Origin of the sequence: Streptosporangium sp. NPDC001559 (assembly GCF_042893955.1) — a bacterium.
In the GTDB taxonomy this organism is placed as follows: domain Bacteria; phylum Actinomycetota; class Actinomycetes; order Streptosporangiales; family Streptosporangiaceae; genus Streptosporangium.
Genome location: NZ_JBIAVG010000011.1, coordinates 226,602 through 246,591, shown reverse-complemented (window position 1 = coordinate 246,591; position 19,990 = coordinate 226,602). Strand labels below are relative to the sequence as shown.

Below are 19,990 nucleotides of genomic sequence, written 5' to 3'. Positions count from 1 at the left end.
CCGTTCCGGTGGCGCGAGATGGTGTCGCGGCCGGTGCTGGTGGGGGCGCTTTCGCTGTTCGCGCTGCGGGTCGGCACCGTGGTCGCCTACGACTCGGTCAACTCGGAACTGGCCGGGACCGAGCCGAGACTGAACCAGGTCTTCCTCACCGACGGTGTCGCGAGCCTGGCCGCGGGCCTGTTCGGCGGTGCCCCGATGGAGCCCACCCCGTCACCGACCGCGGCGACCGGGATGCCGGTCTTCTCGGCGGTGCTGTTCCTCGGCCTGATGGCGGTCATCTCGGGCCTCGGGCTGGTCGAGCGGATGGGACGCTGGGTCCCGCTGGAGTCCGTGGCCGGATTCCTCATCGTGATCGGCATGTTCGTGGTGCTGCCGGACAACATCGGCAACGTCAACCGGCTCCCGGACGCGGTCGCGATGGCGGTGACCGCGTTCAGCAACCCGTTCTACGGGATCGTGGCGGGCGAGGCGATCGCCCTGCTGGAGCAGCTGCTGCCCGGCGTGTGAGCGGGAGCGGGCCGTACGCCATGAAACGGCATTTCATCGACAACCCCGGCGGGGGTGGGAACACTGGCGACCCATGACCACAGGTAACAAAGGCGTTGTGGAACGGGCACTGTCGGCCCTGGTCGCGACCGGAGACGTCGACGCGCTCGCGCCGCTGCTGAGCGACGACTTCGTCCACCATCGGCCGGACGCGACCTCGAAGACCAAGACGGAGTGGCTCGCCGCCGTCGGCGCCGCGCTCGGCCCGCTCACCGGCATGCGGGTCGAGGTCCGGCACCTGCTGGAGTCCGGCGACCACGTTGTGATGCACTCGCTGCGCCGGCTTCCCGGCACCGGGCCGGAGATCGCCGTCGTCGACATCTGGCGCCTCGACGACGGGCTGATCGCCGAGGCGTGGGAGATCATCGAACCGTTGTCCCAGGCCGCGGCCAACCTGACCTGGTGGGCGCCGGCCGGCCGTTGACCGCCGTACGAGCGGGTTGGGCCGGGTCTACGGTTTGCGGCCCACCGCGGCGTACATGTTGGTCGCGGTGTCCGGGAGGGGCCGCTCGCCGGGGGCGGGGTGCCAGTTGGGCATCGGGACGATCCCTGGGTCGAGCAGTTCCAGGCCGGAGAACAGCCGCTCCACCTCGGCACGGCCGCGCAGATACATGGGGATGCCGCGCTCGGTGTACTCGCGGGCGAGCCGTTCGGACTCGGGGGCCAGCTCGCCGGTCGGGATGGTGATGGCGAGGTGGCTGCCCGGGGCGAGAGGTTCGAGGAGCGACTCCACCACCCCCTGGGCGTCCTCGACGAACTGGAGCATCGCGATCAGGGTGAGCGCGACCGGCTGGGAGAAGTCGATCACCTCGTGGAGCGTGGCGTCGCTGAGAAGCGCCTCGGGGGTGCGCATGTCGGCCTGGATGTAGGCGATGCGCCCCTCGGGCGTGCCGGTCAGCAGGGCACGCGCGTGCAACAGCACGATGAGGTCGTTGTCGACGTAGACGACACGCGCGTCCGGCGCGGACTCCTGGACCACCTGGTGCAGGTTCGGCGAGGAGGGGATGCCGGTGCCGATGTCGACGAACTGCCGCACGCCCAGGCCGGTGAGGTGACGGGCCATCCGGTGCATGCAGGCCCGGTTGGCCAGCATCGAGGTGCGCAGTCCGGGCCAGTCGGCCAGTACCTTGGCCGCGGTCTCCCGGTCAGGGGCGAAGTTGTCCTTGCCGCCCATGATGTAGTCGTAGACCCGGGCCGAGTGCGGCCGGTTGGTCTGCAGATCGACCGAGGTGATCCGGTCCCGGGGGGCGTCTGACATCTGTGACCACTGCCTTCCACTCGCTCCTGCCATAGTGTCATGATCGCGCACTCAAGATCCTCTTTCGTCCACGAATCACGACTCACCCCTTCGTATCCCACCTTTCCCTCCTTCTGGGAAGGGGAATTCGGGTGAAGATCGAATGACGACGGCCAGCGCCGCGGCGACCAGTGGAAAGACCGCGACGACCACCAGCGCGCCGGACAGGCCCATCGTCTGCGCCAACGCCCCGGCGACGGCGGAGCCGACCCCGCCCCCCACGAAGAACGTCAGGTTGAGCAGGCCCATCCCGGCACCGCGCAGCGGAGGGGACAGCCGCGCCGACACGTCACCGGTGACGACGACCTGGGTGGCGGCCGCCGCGAAGACCGCCATGAGCGTGCCGTACCCCGTGAGCGCGCGGGGGCGGTCGGCGGAGTCGACGCCCGCGAGCAGCGCCACGGCGGCGGCCGTGACACCGAAGACCACCGGGCCGAACAGTCCCCCGAGCCGAAGAGCCGTCGACAGCGTCCCCAACCGCGGCCCGGCCGCGAGGGCGCTCATCGGGCGTCCCGACCGGTGTCGTCGACGAAGTGGACGTCGTAGCGTTCCTGCTCGGACAGCAGACCGTCGAAGGGCTCCAGCCCGTGCTGGACGCGTCCCAGCCGCCGGAAGTATCCGAAGCGTTCGACCCCCGGCGTCAGAACGGACAGCACGTCGGCCTCGGACCCGGGCGCCGCGCCGAACGCGTGAGGAAGCCACGGCGGCACGACGACCAGCCCGCCCGCGGAGACCGTCACCCGCTCATCCCCCAGGAGGAACTCCATATCCCCGGCCAGGACGTGGAACAGCTCGGTGGAGAGGGAGTGGAAATGGAGGCGGGCGCCGGCACGTCCCCTCCCCAGCCTCAGCCGGTTGGCGCCGAGCGCGCCCGCGGTGTGGCTCGCGTCGGCGAGCAGCGTGAACGCGCCACCCGCGGGGAGATCGACGACCTCCGCGGCGTCGGCGGGCATGACGAAGGCGGGTGTTCCGGTGACGGTCATGTGGACTCCTGGTGAGTTCTCCCGGAACAGGGGCCGGGATCGGAATCCATTGGAGTCCAGGAAGAAGCCGTGAACCAGAAGCGGTTATGACGTGCAGTGATCACCGATCGAGATGAATCAGAGGGCACGGATGGAGCTGCGGCAGCTGGAGTACTTCGTGGCGGTCGCCGAGGAGGGCGGGTTCGGCCGGGCGGCCGAGCGGCTCAGCATCGTGCAGTCGGCGGTCAGCCAGCAGATCCGCCGCCTCGAACGCGAACTCGGTGTGCCGCTGTTCGACCGCTCCACCCGGCACGTGCACCTGTCCGGCGCCGGGGAACGCCTGCTGCCCGAGGCGCGTGCCGTACTCGCCGCCGTGAGCCGCACACGTCAGGTGGCCGCCGACATCGGCGCGGGCGTCGACGGCGTCCTGCGCCTCGGGATCGTGCAGGGCCCCGGCGACCGGGTCTTCCGCACCCTGAACGAGCTGGCCGCCGTCGCGCCGCGGCTACAGGTCCGGCTGCGCCGGCTCCCCCTGCTCGCCCGGCTGGCCGGGGTCCGCACCGGCGAGCTCGACGCCGCCCTGGTCAGGGCGCTCACCGAGGCGCCCGGCCTCGAACTGCTTCCTGTCTGGACGGATCCGCTGTACGTGGCGCTGCCCGCCGCGCATCGGCTGGCGCGCTCGGCCGAGCTGAGGCTCCGGGATCTGGCGAAACTTCCGCTCCGGCTCTCCTCGCGTGAGGACAATCCGCCCTTCCATGACCTGGTCACCGGAGCCTGCCGGGACGCCGGGGTGGCGCCGCCGCCGGGACCGCCGTTCACCACCCTCCAGGAGACCCTCGCCCACATCGGAGCCGGAGCCCCGTCCTGGACCGTCTTCTACGAGGTGGCGGGGCTGCCGGAGTTCCCCAGGGTCGCCATCCGCCCGCTGGCCGGACCACGGTTGACCACCTCGCTGGCCGTCCCCCCTGGCTCACCGACTCCCGCCCTGCGCCACCTGCTGCACAGCCTGACCCGCGTCGCACACGACGAGGGGACGGACAACGCCGGTTGAAGGGGTCAGAGGTTCTGGACGAACGGCAGCAGCCGCCGCAGTTCGGCCTCGTCGGCCCGTCTGCCGTACGGGGCGAACTGGAAGGTCTCCGTCGACAGGTGGCCCGGCCAGTACTCGCCGACGAAGGCGCGGCAGGCGTCCACGTCGTCGGCCGGGGGGACCCGGTCCAGGAGACCGCGCTGGAACGGGCCGAACTCCAGGAACTGGGAGGCGTGCGCGAGGCAGGCGTCCACCTTGGCCTGCGCGACCGGCGTCACGTCGACCACCACGTCGTCCCGGTGCACCGGGTCGGAGGCGTAGTCGGTCATCAACAGGCAGACCGGCTGCCGCTCCAGCGGGGGCTTGCCGCACTCGACGTTGCGCACGGTGACAAGTTCGACGGCCTGCTCGACGAGCTTCCCGGCGGCCCGGTTGTCCGGGTGGCCGGAGCCGTCGGCGTGCAGGGCGATCACCAGGTCGGGCCGCCAGGCACGGATCTCCCGCATCACCTGAAGACGCAGCTCAACGGTCGGCTCAAGAAGGCCGTCATGCACGTCGAAGATCTCGTAGTTGACCACGCCGAGGGCGTCGGCCGCACGCCAGCCCTCCTCCGCCCTGCGGCGGGCCAGCGGAGCCCGTTCGAGCTCGTGGTGCCCGGCGTCGCCGTTGGTGAGCGTCAGGAACTTCACCGCGTGCCCGGCCTTGGACAGCAGCGCGGAGATGCCACCGGCGTAGAGCTCGGGTTCGTCGGGGTGGGCGGCGATCACCAGGGTGCGCAACATTTCTCAGCTTTCGTTGACGGGTCCGGTACGGCCTGCCGTACCGGCGTGGAAGACCTGCTGACGAGCCAGGTCGAGGGCGTGACGGACGGCGCCTTCCAGTACGGCGTTGCCGCTGACGCGGCTGACGGCGACGGTGACGGGCGCCAGACCGGTGGGGACCAGGAGTTCGGCGACACGGGAGCGCAGCGGTTCCCCGGCCGCCGTGCAGATGGGGCCGCCGAGGACGACGTAGCCGGGGTCGAGCACGCCGACGGCCGCGGTCACGCCGAGCGCGACCCGCTTGGCGACGTCGTCGAGGAACCCGGCGGGGGGTTCGGCGCGGAGCAGTTCGGTGACCGCGCGCAGGGTGGGTTCGACCTCCAGCCCGTGCGCTCCGGCCAGTTCGGCGAGCGGGGCCGTACCGAGCAGCGCGCCGAGCGGGCCGCCGTCGGGGCCGTAGAGCCGCCCGCGGCTGACCGGGTCGGGCACGGTCACCGAGCCGACCTCGCCGCCGCGCCCGGTGACGCCGCGCCACAGGACGTCGTTGAGCACGACTCCGGCGCCGACTCCGCTTCCCACCCAGAAGAGGACGAAGCTACTGCCCTTGTGCTCCTCAAGCTCGCGGATCGCGACGAGGTTGACGTCGTTCTCCAGCCGGAAACGTTCGGTGCCCAGCTGTTCGCGCAGGTCACCGAGGTCGTCGAGGTGCGACCAGCCGGACAGCTGCACCGCCTGGCTCAGCCGGTGGCCCCCGGCCTCGACGACGCCGGGGACACCCAGCACGATCTGGTCGAGGTCGTCGAGGGTGACCCCGGCGTCGTGGGCCGCGGCCTGCACGGCTTCGGTCAGGAACGCCACCGCGTCGGTGCCCTCGCCGGGGGCCTCGGCCTGGTGGCCGCCCCGGACCTCACCCGTGAGGTCGGAGACCGACACCTCGACGGCGCGTGCCGTCAGGTCCAGGCCCGCGACCCAGGAGGCCGAGCCGTTCAACTCCCAGAGCTGGGCGGCGGGGCCCGCGTTGCCGGGCTTGGTGCCGGCCTTGCGCGCCAGGCGCCCGTTCTCCAGGCGGCGCAGCACCTCGGCGGCGGAGGCCTTGGAGAGCCCGGTGTGGAACTCCAGCTCGGCGCGGGTGAGGGAGCCGTGCCGGAGCAGCAGCTCCAGGGCCGCCCGCTCGTTGAGGGTTCTGAAGACGGTGGGGTTCCCGGTGGACACTACTTCACTGCTCCTGACGTCAGCCCGGACTGGATGTGCCGCTGGAAGACGATATAGGCCACGACCACCGGCAGAACGGTCATGCTGAGCGCCGCGAACAGGGCAGGCCAGTCCGCCTCATATCCGGCGATGGTGGAGATGTCGGCGATGCCCTGGGTGATGACCCAGTTGCTCTTGTCTCCGGGAAGCAGCACCAGGGGTAGGAGGTACTGGTTCCACTGGCCGAGCACGTTGAAGATGGTCAGGCTGACCATCCCGGGCTTGGCCATCGGCAGCATGACCTGGAAGAAGGTCCGGGTGTAGGAGGCGCCGTCGATCATCGCCGCCTCGGCGACCGCGTCGGGCAGCCCCCGGAAGAAGGAGGTGAGGAAGAAGATCGTGAAGGGCAGCGAGTAGGCGATGTAGACCAGGACCAGCCCGACGTGCGTGTTGAGCAGCCCGAGCCCGTCGACCACGAAGAACAGCGGCACCAGGGCGAGGAAGACCGGGAAGGCCATGCCTGACACGAACAGGAAGTAGATCAGCCGGTTGCCGGGGAACTTGAACCTCGCCAGCACGTAGGCGGCCATGGAGCTGAGCAGCATGGTGCCCGCGACGCCGAAGAAGACGACGATCACCGTGTTGAGCAGGTACCGGCCGACGTTGGCCCGCTCCCAGGCCCGCGCCCAGTTGTCCCAGCGCAGCTCGCCCGGCAGCTGGAGGGCGTCGCCGAAGATCTCGCCGTTGCTCTTGAAGGAGGCCAGCAGCGTCCAGATCAGCGGAGCGATGATGAGCAGGGCCCACACCGCGAGGATGGCCTGCGAAAGACCTCCGAAGAGTTTGCGGCCCATGTCAGTAGACGATCCTCTCGCGCCTGGTGACCCGCATCGTCAGTGCGGCGAAGGTGAGGGTCAGGAAGAACAGCGCCACACCGAGCGCCGAGGCGTAGCCGAACCGCGAGTAGCCGAAGGCGTTCTTGTAGATCTCCGTGGCCAGCACCGTGGTCGCGCCGTCGGGCCCGCCCTGCTCGATGGAGAGCACGTTGACCAGGGCGAAGCCGTCGAAGGCCGCGATCCCGAGATAGATCCAGCCGACCTGGACGGTGTCCCAGAGCAGCGGCAGGGTGATGGAGAAGAACAACCGGGTACGGCTCGCGCCGTCCAGGGAGGCCGCCTCGAAGACGTCCTTCGGGATGGCGGCCATCCCCGCCGAGAAGAGGACGACGTAGAAACCGACCGCCTGCCAGACCATGACGGCGATGATCGACCAGAGCGCGAGTCGCTGGTCGGTCAGCCACCCGATCGGTTCCATGCCCAGCTTGACGAGGGCGCCGTTGACCACGCCGCTGGCGTCGGGGCGGTAGACGGCCTTGAACAGCACGCCGACCACCGCCACCGCGAGCACCTGCGGCAGGAAGAAGACGACCCGGTAGAAACCGGAGCCCTTGACCCCGGTCATCGTGCCGCCGCGTGAGCCACCCGCCACGTTCAGCAGGTAGGCGAACAGCAGCGCGAGGAGAACCGTGACCAGCGGCATGGCGACGAGCAGGACCGCGTGGTTGCGGATCGCCTGCCAGAAGGTCTCGTTGCCGAACATCCGCCGGAAGTTGTCCAGCCCGACGAAGTTGAGCTTGGCCGAGACCCCCCGCCAGTCGGTCAGCGCGATCTGGAACGCCTGCACGTACGGGCTGATGACGAAGACGCCGTAGAGAACGACGGGAAGGAGCAGGAATCCCGCGACGAAGCCGTGCCGCCTCATAGGTCAGACGGTCCGGTTCTGCTTGGCGATGGAGGAGTCGGCCTTGAGCTCGTCGGCCTTCTTCTGCATGTTCTCGCAGAACTGGTCGGCGGTGACGCGACCGGCCATGACCGAGTTGGTCTGGGTCTGGCCGTGGTCGAACAGCTCCTTGTACCAGGTCTCGAAGCGGGCGTCGGTGATGGTGTTCTTCCCGGCGGCCTCCTGGGCCTTGGCGGCGCTGTTGACCGCCGAGGTGAGCTGCAGACCGTCCACCAGGCCGTTGACGATGGTGAGGTTCTTGGTCATCTCGGTGTAGCCGCGCGCGCCCTCCCTGGAGAGCATCATGCGCAGGTAGTCCAGGCCGCCCTGCGGGTTCTTGCCCTTGGCCGCGACGAAGAAGGCCTCGGAGACCCCGATCATGATCGCCTCGTACGGCAGGGCGTCCGCGGCGGTGATGCTCGGCACCGGGGCGATGGCGTACTCGAAGGTGTCCGGCTTGTCCTTGGCCATCTCGTTCTCCAGCCAGGAGCCGCACGGGTAGAACAGGACCTTGTCCTGCAGGTGCTTGATCTGGGTCTGGGTGTGGTCGAGACCGAAGTAGGCCTTGTCGCCGTAGTCCTTCTGGATCTGCGCCCAGGCGGCGACGGCCTGCCGGACCGGCTCGGCGGTCCAGGCGCCGTCGGCCAGGTTGTCGATGTCGATGATGACCTTGTTGCCGCCGACCTTGGCGGCGCTGTAGACGAGGTTCCACAGCTGGTAGAACGGTCCGACCTGGCCGGGGTAGGCGAACAGGGTGATCCCGGCCTTCTTCGCCTCCTCGCCGAGGGCGTTGAACTCCGCCCAGGTCTTGGGAACGTTCCAGCCCTTGGCCTCGAAGAGTTTGGCGTTGTACCAGAGGGCGCGGTGGGCCACGGTGTACTGCAGGACCCTCGGCACGCCGTCGATCAGCGAGTTCTCGTAGGCGCCGCCGACGAGGGTGTCCTTGACCTTCTTGTCGGGGAAGGCCAGGGAGGGGGCCTCGAAGAGCGGGGTGAGGTCGGCCAGGTGTCCCTCCTGGACCAGCGACTGCAGGTCGAGCGCCTCGGGGCCCGAGTTGTTGACCACGTCGGGCACGTCACCGGCGATGAAGCGGGGGCGCAGCTGGGTGCCGACCTTCTGCGTGGCGACGTGCTTGATCTCGGCCTTCGGGTAGGCCTTGCGGTAGGCGGCCTCGTGCAGGTCCACGGCGTACTTGTCGCCGTTGCCACCGCTGAAGATGACGACTTCGAGGCGCCGGGTGGCGTCCACGCCGAGCGGGTTGTTCGTTGAGGTCGCGGCGGCGGAGGCGGTGGGGCTGGTGGCGGCTTCGCGACCGGTGGTCGCGCAGGCGGCGAGAGGGGTGGCGAGCGCGGCGAGACCGAGCCCGCGCAGAACTTCGCGGCGGCTGAGGGACATGCTTCCTCCTGGCGCTAACCGTCCGGATACCTTCCAGACGGTTAGCGGCCGACTATAGGTCGCCTCTCCTCAACCCGTCAAGAGTTCAGAACCGCCCAAGCAATCGGGCTTTCGCGTCCTCACCTGCGCCGATGTGGTCCAGGGCGCTCAACGCCGCGCCCACTATGGGCGGCAGTTCGGCGACGACCCGCTCTGCCAGCGGCATGCGGGCCGCGAACCGTTCGTCGAGCAGCGCGGTGAGCAGCGGATCGCGGGCACGCAGCACGCCCCCGCCCAGGACCACCTCGGTCGGGGTGCCGAGCAGGTCGAGCCGGGTGAGGCAGACCTGGGCCATCGTGGCGATCTCGTCGGCCAGCCGCGAGACCAGCCCGCGGGCGATCTCGTCGCCGTCCGCGGCCACCCTGAACAGCCCCGGCGTCAGTTCAAGCAGCCGTTCCCGCTCCAGGACGCCGAGGTGCAGGTCGATCACCACCCGCTCGACCGTGTCCGCGCCGAAGTGCGACCTGACCAGCTCGGCGAGCCTGGTCGGGGCACCCCTGCCGTCCTCGGCGCGGGCCGCGTGCCAGAGCGTCTCCGACGACAGGCCGAGGCCGCCGCCCCAGTCGCCGCTGATCGCCCCCAGGGACAGGAATCGGGCGACGCGCCCCGACGGCGCGACGCCGACCGCGTTGATCCCCGCGCCGCAGACCACCGCGACCCCCCACGGGCCGGACGCCCCCGACCGCAGGAGGGCGAAGGTGTCGTTGCGCACCACGACGTCCCTGGCCAGCGCGCGTCCCGAGATCTCGGCCTCGATCGCCCGCTCCTCCTCGGGCAGGTCCACCCCGGCCAGGAAGGTGACCAGGTGGTCGGCCCGGCCGGTGAACCCGATCGCCTGCCGTACCACGTTCTCGATGACGTCGGTCGCGGGTCCGACCCCCTCGCTCTGCGGCGCGAAGGGGCCGCCCCGGCCACGGGCGAGGATCTCGCCGAGCTCGTTCAGCAGCACCACATCGGTCTTGCTGTTGCCGCCGTCGACGGCCAGCACGTTCACCACGACAGGTACCCGCTGTTCTTCTCCAGCAGCAGCCCGGTCAGCTCTGCGGCGATCGCCTCCTGCCCGACCAGCGGGTGCGCGAGAAGCGCGTTGCGCACCCGGTCCGCCCCGCCGTACAGCGCCGCCTGCAGGGCCAGTTCCTCGTAGGCGGAGACGCCCGCGATCAGGCCCGCGTAGAGCGGCTCGACCGGCTCGACCGGCAACGGTACGGCTCCCGCCGCGGTGACCTTCGCGGGCACCTCGATGACCGCGTCGTCGGACAGGAAGGGCAGCGTGCCGTTGTTGCGGGTGTTGACCACCTGCACGTCGCCACGGTCGCCGAGCAGTGAGGCGATGAGCGCCACGGCCGCCTCGGAGTAGAAGGCCCCGCCGCGCTTGGCCAGCTGCTCGGGCTTGGTGTCGACGGAGGGGTCGGCGTAGAGCCTGAGCAGCTGCTCCTCAAGCGCCGCGACCTCCGAGGCCCGGGAGGGCCGGGTCCGCTGCTCCTCGACCACCAGGTCGTGGGCGTAGAAGTAGCGCAGGTAGTAGGAGGGCACGACCTGGAGACGTTCGATGAGCTCCAGCGGCAGGCGCAGGTCGTCGGCGATGGCCTGCCCGTGCTCGGCGATCAGCCTGGGCAGCACGTTCTCGCCGTCCACGTGGACGGCGCGTTCCCAGGTCAGGTGGTTGAGCCCGACGTGGCCGAGCTGGACCCGCTCGGGGGCCAGGCCGAGGTGGGCGGCGAAGCGGCGCTGGAAGCCGATCGCCACGTTGCACAGCCCGATCGCGCGATGCCCGTCGTCCAGCAGTGCCCTTGTCACGATGCCGACGGGGTTGGTGAAGTCGACGATCCAGGCCTCGGGGGCGTACTCCCTGACCTTGGCCGCCAGGTCGCGTACGACCGGTACCGTGCGCAGGGCCTTGGCCAGGCCTCCGGCGCCGGTGGTCTCCTGCCCGACGCAGCCGCACGCCAGCGGGAACGTCTCGTCGACGTCGCGCGCCGCCTGGCCGCCCACCCTGAGCTGGAAGAGTACGGCCTGCGCGCCCTCGACGCCCCGCTGGACGTCGGAGGTGGCGACGACCTCGGCGGGGTGCCCGGCCCGGGCGAGCATGCGGCGGGAGACCCCCGCGACCAGCTCAAGGCGGGAGGCGTCGGGGTCGACGAGTGCGATCTCGGTCAGCGGGAGCTCGTCACGCAGGCGGGCGAACCCGTCGATCAGCTCCGGCGTGTAGGTCGAACCGCCTCCGACAACGGCGAGTTTCACTGGCGTCCTTCCGATCTTCCTGTCCATAGGTTAGGAAACTTTCCTAACTTTTGGACAAATCTAGAAAGAAGGGGAGCATCCAGTCAATACACGACATCGGCTTCCGGGGGGTCGATGCCGCCGGCCGGTGATCCACATCCCCGGGTCGCCGCGCCGCGGGGCCGATGGTCCACGTTCGGGCGGTCACACCGCGGGAGAAAGCCGGTCCGTCCTTTTCCGCCCGCGGAATGAGGGCGTGATCGAAAATCGAGAGAATCCCGCCGAGGGCGTCTCCACCGAGCCCTCTCCAGGATCTTTCAGGCCTTCTCCGGGCTTTCCCCGGAGTTCATCCGAGTTTTCCAGCACTCGGCGCGTGTTCGCCGACGGCTCCGCGCTAATTGCTCTGACCGGCGGAAACACGATCGTTGCGCGAGTTCAGCTCCGGCCGATGCCGAATCGGCGTGCGAAACGCGACATCAGCCGGGACATCCTTGAGGGAAACGCGTCGGGCTCGGGAACGGCGATGGGGCGGACACGGCCGTTGTGAATGGCGCCGATTCTCCAGCCGGTTTCCGTCCGCACCACGACGACGGTCTGCCGCGACAGCCGCCGCCTGGGGAGGGTGGACCGCCACGGCATCAGGACGGAGGCCGTACCGTGCACGACCGCCACGTCCGGGGTGAGGTAGCGGATCGACTCCAGGTCGCCGACCAGCGCGGAACCGGCCAGGACGCCGCGGAAGAGCTTGTCATGGTTGTGCTGGTGGGCCCGGCGGCCGCGGGCGACGGTCCCGTCGTAGGAGACGTAGTCGGAGTCGTCGGTGAACAGCGCGCCGAACGCCTGGGCGTCGCCCGCCGTCCAGGCCGCGAGGAAGTCGGCGAAGAGCCTCTCGATCCGGGCGGTGTCGTCGGTTCGCGGGCTGGAGGCGGTGCCGGTGAGGATGGTCGAGCGCATGGGGGTTCCTCCGTACGTGATATCGTCATTTCGACGAACGAAATGTACGATATCAGAAAGCTTCGAATGTCGAAACGAGATGTCATTGGAGAGATCGCGACGGAGCTACGGCGGCTGCAGCAGAGCTTCGACGCCTTCGACGAGGCGGCTGCCGCCCGGCTTCGTCTCAACCGCACCGACCTGCGCTGCCTCGACGTGGTGCTCGCCGAAGGCCCGGTGCCCGCGGGCGCGCTCAGTCTCGCGCTGAAGCTCAGCCCGGCGGCCACCACCACGGTCATCGACCGGCTGGAGCGCGCCGGAATGGTGACCCGCTCCACGGATCCGGAGAACCGCCGTCGGGTCCTGGTCTCCGCGACCGACGCCGCCCGCTCGGCCGAGGCTGAGATCTTCGTTCCGGTCGGCCGGGCGGGCGCCCGGGCGCTGGGGGAGTACGAGCCGGACCAGCTGGCCGTCATCCTCGATTTCCTGCGTACCGCCAGAAGGGCCCAGGAGGATCAGACCGCCCGGGTCGGGGCCCTCACCTTCCGGTGAGTCATGTCTGCCCGTGAGGGATCAGCCCTCTGTTCCGGAGGGCCCGTTGTGATCGGACCTTCGTTGTTGGAACGATGTCACCCTCCGAAGTTGATCGACTACAGAGAGGGAGTGGCATGGGAAGGACCTACCGGACCCGTGGCGGGCGTGGCCTCGCAAGGATGGCGGTGGCCGCGATGCTGTTGCTCGGCTCCTGGGCGATGAGCAGCCTGGGCGCCACCGCCAACGCCACCGCGGACGGCACCCAGCCCCTGGCCGCCGCCGCGAACACCTACCGGATCGTCAACACGGCCTCCCACAGTTCACTGCGGGCCTACAACGAGGGCGCCCCGGTCTTCGTCTCCAGCACCCGGGAGAACCCGGGGCCGTTCGAGCTGTGGGAGATCACCCGGGTCCAGGGCGGATTCACGATCAAGAACGTCGGCCTGAGTCTTGTCCGTCACTCCAACGTCTACGCCTCGGTGTCACGGTCGGAGGAGGGAGAGCCGGTCATCACCGACCGCCAGCCGACCACCTGGTCCGTGGAACCGGCGGGCCACGGCACCTTCGTCGTCAAGGCGCCCAACGAGGACCTGCTGTGGAACGTCGAGCCCCCGGTGGTTCCACGAGGCGATGTGGCGCTGCGCGGCGCGAACGGGTCCGACACCCAGCGCTGGCAGTTCGTGCCCGTGAACGAGTAGGACCCGCAGGACTCCCCTCCTGAGGAGGGTGAAACGGCCCGCTTCCTGATTTTCCGCAGCGCATTACACGCGTGAGCGAGGAGGCGGGCCGTTGTCGTCGCGGTGCTCGGCGCGCAGCCGTCGGGGAACGCCCGTACGGCGACGCGATCGAGGCTTTCCGGCCACCGGCCCCGCGGAGGGCCGGGTGGGGCCGGGCCGGAAGTGACGGAACCCGGGCCGTACGCGGCCCGGGTTCCCTGGCGTCATGGCGATCGCGCGGGCGGCGAAGGGTCGTGTTATTTTTGGGCAACTGTCCAAGTCGATTGTCCAAGGCATATGTCCAGAGGAGTGGGAGACGGTGGAGAAATCGGTGGAACGAGGTCGGGCGACCAGGCAGCGGCTGTTCGACGCGGCGGTGGCGTTGATCGGTGAGGTCGGTTGGGGCGGCGTCACCACGCGGATGGTCGCCGAGCGCGCCGGGGTGGCCCCCGGCGTGGTGCACTACCACTTCGCGTCGGTGACGGACCTGCTGGTCGAGGCCTCGACCACGTTCGCCGGCGCGTTGTTCGGTGAGGTCGCGCACCGGCTGGCCGAACAGCCGGACATCGAGAGCGGCCTCGACTGGCTGCTGGGCGAACTGTCCGGTTACACCGGCACGGACCCCGCCTCGCTGTTGATCGTGGAGACGCACCTGGCCTCCGGCAGGCTTCCCGAGCTCCGCGCCCGGCTCCACGACATGATCGACGACTTCCGCGCGTGTGTGGTCACCTGGCTGCGCGCCCGCGGCCACACCGGTGACGCCGAGGCCGCCGCCGTCCTGCTCGCGGCGACCCTGGACGGCCTGGTGCTGCACCACAGTCTCGATCCCGCCATGGACGTCGCCGCGCTCGCCGGCCCCCTGCGGGCCATGCTGCGGGCGGACGGGCACGAGGGGGGCGAGGGGCGATGAGGGCGCTCATCTGCGGCGCGGGAATCGCCGGGCTCACCCTGGCCTGGCACCTGGAGCGCGTGGGGTGGCAGGTCGAGGTGGTCGAACGCGCCCCCGCCCTCCGGGACGGCGGATACATGATCGACTTCTACGGACCGGGATACGAGGTGGCCGAGCGGATGGGCCTGGCCCCTCGCCTGCTTGAGGCCCGATACCCGGTCAACGAGCTCAGCTACGTCGACCGTGTCGGGCGGCGGACCAGCCGCCTGGTCATGCCCGAGTCCTTCAACCGGGTGGTGAGCCTGCTCCGCACCGACCTGATCCGTGCCGTGCACGACGGCGTGCGCGCCCCGGTGACGTACGGCACCAGCGTCGCGGGCGTCGAGCAGGACGGCGAAGGCGTCACCGTGGAGCTGACCGACGGCACGCGGCGTGAGGTGGATCTCCTCGTGGGCGCGGACGGAGCGCACTCCCAGGTCAGAAAACTGGCCTTCGGCGCCGAGAGCGGGTTCGTGCGTTACCTCGGCCACCGGGTCGCCGCCTACGTCGTCGACGACGAGGCGCTCAGCGGGAAGATCGGCACGCGCTACCAGATGCTGACCGTGCCGGGGCGGATGGCCGGTGCCTACGCGCTGCGCGGAGACCGGCTCGCGCTGCTGTTCCTGTGCCGAGAGCCCGACCCCACCCTGCCCGAAGACCCGGCCGCGTGGCTACGGCACACCTACGGCGATCTCGGCTGGATCCTGCCGGAGGCGCTCTCCCGCTGCCCGGACCCCGCCGAGATCTACTGCGACCAGGTGACCCAGATCGACATGGAGCACTGGAGCACCGGACGGGTGGCCCTGCTCGGGGACGCCTGCCAGGCGGTTTCCCTGTTCGCCGGGCACGGCGCGTCCATGGCGATGGCCGGGGCGTGGGTGCTCGCCGACGAACTGGCGACGGCCGGAGCGGGTGGTGTCCCGGCCGCGCTGGCCGCCTACCAGAGACGGGTACGGCCGGCCATCGAGGAGGTGCAGGCGTTCGGTCGCCGGTTCATCCAGTGGATGGCGCCCTCCAGCGGGCTGCGCATCACCGCACGCGACTGGATGCTCCGTCTGGCCTCCCTGCCGGGCGCCGACCGGCTGTTTCTCAACTCGCTCACCGCCGGTGGACACGGGCTCATCGTCACCCGCGCCGGAGACGGTCCGCGGAGGTGACCACGGTCTGAGCTATTTGGTGTTGCTAAGTACCGGTAGTCAGTGTTACTTTCTACCAGTAGCTAGCAGCACCAAGTAGCTGAAAGGGGGGCACTCCATGGGAAAACAGGCCACGGAGATGCTCAAGGGAACACTGGAGGGCATCGTCCTGGCGATCCTCTCCACCCGGGCCGCCTACGGCTACGAGATCACAGCATGGCTGCGTGAACAGGGCTTCTCCGACATCGCCGAGGGCACCATCTACGCACTGCTGGTCAGGATCGAACAACGCGGCCTGGTCGATGTGGCGAAGGTCCCCTCGGAGAAGGGGCCGCCCCGCAAGGTGTACTCCCTGAACGCCCAGGGGCGGGAGTACCTGGAGGAGTTCTGGAGAACCTGGGCCTTCCTCGCCGAAAGGCTCGAACAACTCCGCGAAGGGAGCAACTAGACATGACCAAAGAACCGGACGAGTCGAAGAGCCGCTACCTGAAGTACCTGGAGGTCGTCACCGGGTCGCTGGACGAGAAGAAGCGCTACCGGCAGTACAAGGCACGGATCAAGCAGCTTCCCGAGAACTACCGCGTCGCGGTCGAGGCGCTGGAGCGTTACCTCATGCACTTCGGCCCGGTCGACGGCGCGGGCGCGATGGAGATGTACGAGGACCTGGCCGACCTGTTCGAACAGAGCGTGTCGGACGGAACCCCGATCCGCGATGTCTTCGGCGACGACCCCGTGGAGTTCGTCGAGGCCTTCATCCAGAACTACCCGGCCGGGCAGTACCGGGCCCGCGAGCGCGACCGTTTCACCGACGCCATCGCCCGCGCCGCGGGTGAGGAGGGGACCGTCTGATGAGGACCCAACAAACCCCCGCCATCCAGGTGCGGGACCTGCGGAAGTCCTACAAGGACCTGCACGTCCTGCGCGGCGTGGACTTCGAGGTGGCGCGGGGCAGCGTCTTCGCGCTGCTCGGCTCCAACGGCGCGGGCAAGACCACCGCCGTGAGGATCATGTCCACCCTGCTCAAGCCCGACGCCGGAGTCGTCCGCGTCAACGGCTTCGACGTCACCACCCAGGCGGCGAACGTCCGCGAGTCGATCAGCCTGACCGGGCAGTTCGCCGCGGTCGACGAGATCCTCACCGGCCGGGAGAACCTCATGCTGGTCGCCCGCCTGCGCCACCTCGCCAACCCCGCCCAGGTCGCCGACGACCTGCTGCGCCGCTTCTCCCTGACCGACGCCGCGGGACGCAGGGCGGCCACCTACTCCGGCGGCATGCGCCGCCGCCTCGACATCGCGATGAGCCTGATCGGTGACCCGCCGATCATCTTCCTCGACGAGCCCACCACCGGCCTGGACCCCCAGGCCCGCCTGGAGGTCTGGCAGACCGTCAGGGACCTCACCGCCCAGGGCACCACGGTCCTGCTCACCACCCAGTACCTCGACGAGGCCGAACACCTCGCCGACCGGATCGCGATCCTCCACCAGGGCCGCATCATCGTCGACGGCACCCTCGCCGACCTCAAGCGGCTGCTGCCGCCCGCCAAGGTCGAATACGTGGAGAAGCAGCCGACCCTGGAGGAGATCTTCCTCACCCTCGTTGGCACGAACACCTAGGAACCCCCCATGACCAGGCACTTCCTCGGCGACACCGCCGTTCTGCTGGGACGATCCCTGCGCCACGTCACCCGGAGCGTGGACACCATCATCACCACCGCGATCATGCCGGTCGCCATGATGATCATGTTCGTCTACGTGTTCGGCGGCGCGATCAAGACCGGCACCGACTCCTACGTCAACTACCTGCTGCCCGGCATCCTGCTCATCACGGTCGCCTCGGGCATCGCCTACACCGCCTTCCGGATCTTCATGGACCTCAAGAGCGGCATCTTCGAACGCTTCCAGTCCATGCCCACCGCCCGGTCGTCCGTCCTGTGGGCGCACGTGCTGACCTCCCTGGCCGCCAACATCATCTCCCTGGCCATCGTCATACTCGTCGCCCTGGCCATGGGGTTCCGCTCCAGCGCCCCCGTGACGGCCTGGCTCGCCGTCGCCGGGATCCTCATCCTGTTCACCCTGGCCCTGACCTGGATCGCCGTCATCCCCGGACTGTCCGCGAAGACCGTGGAGGGCGCCAGCGCCTTCTCCTATCCGCTGATCTTTCTGCCCTTCCTCAGCTCGGCCTTCGTCCCCACCGCCACCATGCCCGGCCCGCTGCGCTTCTTCGCCGAACACCAGCCGGTGACCTCCATCGTCAACGCCATCCGCGCCCTGTTCACCGAGCAGCCGGTCGGCACGGACATCTGGACCGCCCTGGGCTGGTGCGTGGGCATTCTCGCCGTGGCCTACCTCTTCGCGATGAACACCTACCGCCGCAAGATCGCCTAGGTCGTGTCCACGACAGGAAGGAGGGCCGCGACGCGGTTCCCCTGAGCGGGAAACAGCACCTCCCCGGCGCGTCTCGCGCCGCCGGCCAGAGAACCTCGGAAGATTCGCGCGAGACGAACACCAGGCTGTGAACAGGTCCCCCGGAGCAGGATCCCTGCCCGTGTGAGTGACGAACGGCCCCCCGCAGAAGGCGTCGATGACTCCGCCGGATGCCGATATCTCCCTCGACGTTGTGCGCCAGGCCGCCACCGGCCGGGCAGAGCACGCCCTTTCTCGCACCACACCCCTGAATCGCACCACACGCCCGAATCGCACCGCACCCCTGGAATCGCACCGCACCCCTGGAAGGAAAGATCATGTCCGAGTCCCTGCACACCGTCACGACGATGCCGGCCGCGCGTCAGGCCGGCTGCCCGTTCGACCCGCCCAAGGAGCTGACCGAGGCCCGCGAGCAGAGCCCCATCAGCCGCCTCACCTTCGCCGACGGGCACCAGGGCTGGCTGGTCACCGGCTACGACCTGGCCCGGTCCATCCTGGGCGACACGCGCTTCAGCTCCCGCAAGGAGCTCATGGCCCACCACCCGCTGATCGACTACGGCGACGTCGAGGTCCCCCCGGCGGCGCCCGGCGAGTTCATCCTCATGGACGAGCCCCTGCACGGCCGCTACCGCAAGCCGCTGGTGGGCAAGTTCACCGTACGGCGGATGCGTCAGCTCACCGAGCGCGTCGAGCAGATCACCGCCGACCACCTGGACGCCATGGAACAGGCCGGGACGACGGCCGACCTGGTGACCGCGTTCGCCAAGCCCGTCCCCGCCATCGTGATCTGCGAGCTCCTCGGCGTGCCGTACGAGGACCGGGACTTCTTCCAGGAGCACATCGACAACTTCCTCAGCGGAGAGGCCGACGACGAGCAACTGCTCGCGTCCTACCTCGCGGTCCAGCGGTACCTCGCGGAACTGGTGGCCGCCAAGCGTGCCAACCCCACCGACGACGTGCTCAGCGACCTCCTCGACGGCGACCTGACCGACGAGGAGCTGAAGGGGATGGCCCTGATCCTGCTGTCGGCCGGCTTCGACACCACCGCGAACATGCTGGCGCTCGGCACCTTCGCGCTGCTGCAGAACCCGGAGCAGCTGGCCGCGCTGCGCGCCGATCCCACGCTCGTCGACCAGGCCGTCGAGGAGCTGCTGCGTTACCTCAGCGTCATCAAGCAGTTCTACCGGGTCGCCCTTGAGGACGTCGAGGTGGGCGGCCACACCATCACGGCGGGCACCATGGTCATCCTGAGCCTCAACACCGCCAACCGTGACCCCGAGCGTTTCCCCGACCCCCACAGGCTGGACCTCCGGCGGCAGGACGGCGGGCACCTGGCCTTCAGCCACGGCATCCACCAGTGCCTGGGCCAGCAGCTCGCCCGTGTCGAGATGCGTGTCGCCTTCCCCGCCCTGCTCAACCGCTTCCCCGCACTGCGCCTGGCCGTACCGGCGGAGGAGGTCGCCCTGCGCTCGGAGATCGCGGACGTCTACGGGGTGAAGAGCCTCCCGGTCACCTGGTCGTAGAACCGCCGTCTCACGTTCGGGGCACCCCGGACGTCTGCAGGGTAGAGAGCGAAAGGAGCCGGTATGAACACGCGACACACCGTGGTGGACACCACCCTGGGGCCGGTCACGATCGTCGCCGAGGGTGACGCGGTCACCGGCCTGTACTTTCAGCACCACACCCGCCGTCCGGCGCAGGAGACGTTCGGCGCCGTGGCCACCGGTGACGCCCTGCTCATCGAGGCCGCCGCACAGGTGGGGGACTACCTCGCCGGTCGCAGGCAGGGGTTCGCCCTGCCGCTGCGGGCGGACGGGGACGCGTTCCAGCAGGCGGTGTGGAGCGTCCTGAACGAGATCCCGTACGGTGAGACGACGACCTACGGCCGTGTCGCGGAGCGACTCGGCGACCGTGGCCTGGCGTACCGCGTCGGCCAGGCGGTCGGCGCGAACCCGCTGTGCGTTCTCGTGCCCTGCCACCGCGTGCTCGGTGCGAACGGGAACCTCACCGGGTACGCCGGGGGACTGAGGCGCAAGCAGGCCCTGCTGGAGCTGGAGGAGCCCGCCCAGGTCAGAGCGGGACGCCTGTTCTGATGGGATCGAG

At 69.6% G+C, this 19,990-nt stretch carries 24 protein-coding genes; 13 read left to right on the top strand and 11 right to left on the bottom strand.

Going from position 1 to position 19,990, the window contains the following annotated elements; all coding sequences use genetic code 11:
- Positions 1 to 18 precede the first annotated feature (18 nt).
- Both ACFYY8_RS25050 and ACFYY8_RS25045 read left to right on the top strand, forming a co-directional pair.
- Complete coding sequence (locus ACFYY8_RS25050; RefSeq protein ID WP_390044824.1) at positions 19 to 507, top strand: hypothetical protein; 489 nt, start codon at positions 19 to 21, stop codon at positions 505 to 507.
- Positions 508 to 580: 73 nt separating this feature from the next.
- On the top strand, positions 581 to 970 hold the full coding sequence (locus ACFYY8_RS25045; protein WP_390044822.1) for a nuclear transport factor 2 family protein: 390 nt from the start codon (positions 581 to 583) through the stop codon (positions 968 to 970).
- A gap of 27 nt (positions 971 to 997) precedes the next feature.
- Here the strand turns inward: ACFYY8_RS25045 and ACFYY8_RS25040 are convergent, their stop codons facing one another.
- The 3 genes from ACFYY8_RS25040 to ACFYY8_RS25030 all read right to left on the bottom strand — a co-directional run bounded on the left by ACFYY8_RS25040 (position 998) and on the right by ACFYY8_RS25030 (position 2,826).
- The gene (locus ACFYY8_RS25040; RefSeq protein ID WP_390044820.1) at positions 998 to 1,804 is read right to left on the bottom strand and encodes an SAM-dependent methyltransferase; all 807 of its coding nucleotides are present in this window, start codon (positions 1,802 to 1,804) and stop codon (positions 998 to 1,000) included.
- A gap of 75 nt (positions 1,805 to 1,879) precedes the next feature.
- The gene (locus ACFYY8_RS25035; protein WP_390044818.1) at positions 1,880 to 2,347 is read right to left on the bottom strand and encodes a hypothetical protein; all 468 of its coding nucleotides are present in this window, start codon (positions 2,345 to 2,347) and stop codon (positions 1,880 to 1,882) included.
- A complete protein-coding gene (locus ACFYY8_RS25030; RefSeq protein WP_390044816.1) occupies positions 2,344 to 2,826 on the bottom strand; it encodes a cupin domain-containing protein in 483 nt (160 codons plus the stop codon). The genes ACFYY8_RS25035 and ACFYY8_RS25030 overlap by 4 nt, the downstream gene beginning before the upstream one ends.
- Positions 2,827 to 2,956: 130 nt before the next feature.
- Between ACFYY8_RS25030 and ACFYY8_RS25025 the strand changes: the two genes are divergently transcribed.
- Positions 2,957 to 3,856: a LysR family transcriptional regulator gene (locus tag ACFYY8_RS25025; protein WP_390044814.1), complete on the top strand. Its 900-nt coding sequence runs from the start codon at positions 2,957 to 2,959 to the stop codon at positions 3,854 to 3,856.
- 5 nt (positions 3,857 to 3,861) lie between these two features.
- Here the strand turns inward: ACFYY8_RS25025 and ACFYY8_RS25020 are convergent, their stop codons facing one another.
- From ACFYY8_RS25020 to ACFYY8_RS24985, 8 genes are all read right to left on the bottom strand, one after another.
- A complete protein-coding gene (locus tag ACFYY8_RS25020) occupies positions 3,862 to 4,617 on the bottom strand; it encodes a PIG-L deacetylase family protein (RefSeq protein ID WP_390044812.1) in 756 nt (251 codons plus the stop codon).
- Between the two features lie 3 nt (positions 4,618 to 4,620).
- Positions 4,621 to 5,808 carry an ROK family transcriptional regulator gene (locus ACFYY8_RS25015; protein ID WP_390044810.1) on the bottom strand — a complete coding sequence of 396 codons (1,188 nt, stop codon included), beginning with the start codon at positions 5,806 to 5,808 and terminating at the stop codon, positions 4,621 to 4,623.
- Positions 5,808 to 6,638 carry a carbohydrate ABC transporter permease gene (locus tag ACFYY8_RS25010; RefSeq protein ID WP_352014991.1) on the bottom strand — a complete coding sequence of 277 codons (831 nt, stop codon included), beginning with the start codon at positions 6,636 to 6,638 and terminating at the stop codon, positions 5,808 to 5,810. The genes ACFYY8_RS25015 and ACFYY8_RS25010 overlap by 1 nt, the downstream gene beginning before the upstream one ends.
- 1 nt (position 6,639) lies before the next feature.
- Positions 6,640 to 7,545 (bottom strand): carbohydrate ABC transporter permease, encoded by a 906-nt coding sequence (locus ACFYY8_RS25005; RefSeq protein WP_390044806.1) that lies wholly within the window; start codon positions 7,543 to 7,545, stop codon positions 6,640 to 6,642.
- Positions 7,546 to 7,548: 3 nt separating this feature from the next.
- A complete protein-coding gene (gene ngcE, locus ACFYY8_RS25000) occupies positions 7,549 to 8,958 on the bottom strand; it encodes an N-acetylglucosamine/diacetylchitobiose ABC transporter substrate-binding protein (RefSeq protein WP_390044804.1) in 1,410 nt (469 codons plus the stop codon).
- Positions 8,959 to 9,043: 85 nt separating this feature from the next.
- Positions 9,044 to 9,994 carry an N-acetylglucosamine kinase gene (locus tag ACFYY8_RS24995; protein ID WP_390044802.1) on the bottom strand — a complete coding sequence of 317 codons (951 nt, stop codon included), beginning with the start codon at positions 9,992 to 9,994 and terminating at the stop codon, positions 9,044 to 9,046.
- Positions 9,988 to 11,238, bottom strand: a complete 1,251-nt coding sequence (locus ACFYY8_RS24990) for a 6-phospho-beta-glucosidase (protein WP_390044800.1) — start codon at positions 11,236 to 11,238, stop codon at positions 9,988 to 9,990. The genes ACFYY8_RS24995 and ACFYY8_RS24990 overlap by 7 nt, the downstream gene beginning before the upstream one ends.
- 414 nt (positions 11,239 to 11,652) lie before the next feature.
- A complete protein-coding gene (locus ACFYY8_RS24985; protein WP_390044798.1) occupies positions 11,653 to 12,171 on the bottom strand; it encodes an SgcJ/EcaC family oxidoreductase in 519 nt (172 codons plus the stop codon).
- 66 nt (positions 12,172 to 12,237) lie between these two features.
- On the opposite strand from ACFYY8_RS24985, the gene ACFYY8_RS24980 reads away from it, so the two are divergent.
- From ACFYY8_RS24980 to ACFYY8_RS24935, 10 genes are all read left to right on the top strand, one after another.
- Entirely contained in the window at positions 12,238 to 12,702 is a 465-nt protein-coding gene (locus ACFYY8_RS24980; protein ID WP_390044796.1) for a MarR family winged helix-turn-helix transcriptional regulator, read from the top strand.
- Positions 12,703 to 12,818: 116 nt separating this feature from the next.
- Positions 12,819 to 13,382, top strand: coding sequence for a hypothetical protein (locus ACFYY8_RS24975; protein WP_390044794.1), 564 nt, complete (start codon positions 12,819 to 12,821; stop codon positions 13,380 to 13,382).
- A 349-nt stretch (positions 13,383 to 13,731) separates the two neighbouring features.
- The gene (locus ACFYY8_RS24970; protein WP_390044792.1) at positions 13,732 to 14,310 is read left to right on the top strand and encodes a TetR/AcrR family transcriptional regulator; all 579 of its coding nucleotides are present in this window, start codon (positions 13,732 to 13,734) and stop codon (positions 14,308 to 14,310) included.
- A complete protein-coding gene (locus tag ACFYY8_RS24965; RefSeq protein WP_390044790.1) occupies positions 14,307 to 15,485 on the top strand; it encodes an FAD-dependent monooxygenase in 1,179 nt (392 codons plus the stop codon). The genes ACFYY8_RS24970 and ACFYY8_RS24965 overlap by 4 nt, the downstream gene beginning before the upstream one ends.
- A 97-nt stretch (positions 15,486 to 15,582) precedes the next feature.
- The gene (locus tag ACFYY8_RS24960) at positions 15,583 to 15,912 is read left to right on the top strand and encodes a PadR family transcriptional regulator (protein WP_390044788.1); all 330 of its coding nucleotides are present in this window, start codon (positions 15,583 to 15,585) and stop codon (positions 15,910 to 15,912) included.
- 2 nt (positions 15,913 to 15,914) lie between these two features.
- Positions 15,915 to 16,313 (top strand): DUF1048 domain-containing protein, encoded by a 399-nt coding sequence (locus ACFYY8_RS24955; RefSeq protein WP_390044786.1) that lies wholly within the window; start codon positions 15,915 to 15,917, stop codon positions 16,311 to 16,313.
- Positions 16,313 to 17,077, top strand: a complete 765-nt coding sequence (locus ACFYY8_RS24950; protein ID WP_390044784.1) for an ABC transporter ATP-binding protein — start codon at positions 16,313 to 16,315, stop codon at positions 17,075 to 17,077. The genes ACFYY8_RS24955 and ACFYY8_RS24950 overlap by 1 nt, the downstream gene beginning before the upstream one ends.
- 9 nt (positions 17,078 to 17,086) lie before the next feature.
- Positions 17,087 to 17,848 carry an ABC transporter permease gene (locus tag ACFYY8_RS24945; RefSeq protein ID WP_390044782.1) on the top strand — a complete coding sequence of 254 codons (762 nt, stop codon included), beginning with the start codon at positions 17,087 to 17,089 and terminating at the stop codon, positions 17,846 to 17,848.
- A gap of 356 nt (positions 17,849 to 18,204) precedes the next feature.
- On the top strand, positions 18,205 to 19,410 hold the full coding sequence (locus ACFYY8_RS24940; RefSeq protein ID WP_390044780.1) for a cytochrome P450: 1,206 nt from the start codon (positions 18,205 to 18,207) through the stop codon (positions 19,408 to 19,410).
- Positions 19,411 to 19,473: 63 nt separating this feature from the next.
- Complete coding sequence (locus ACFYY8_RS24935; protein ID WP_390044778.1) at positions 19,474 to 19,980, top strand: methylated-DNA--[protein]-cysteine S-methyltransferase; 507 nt, start codon at positions 19,474 to 19,476, stop codon at positions 19,978 to 19,980.
- The last annotated feature ends 10 nt before the right edge of the window (positions 19,981 to 19,990 follow it).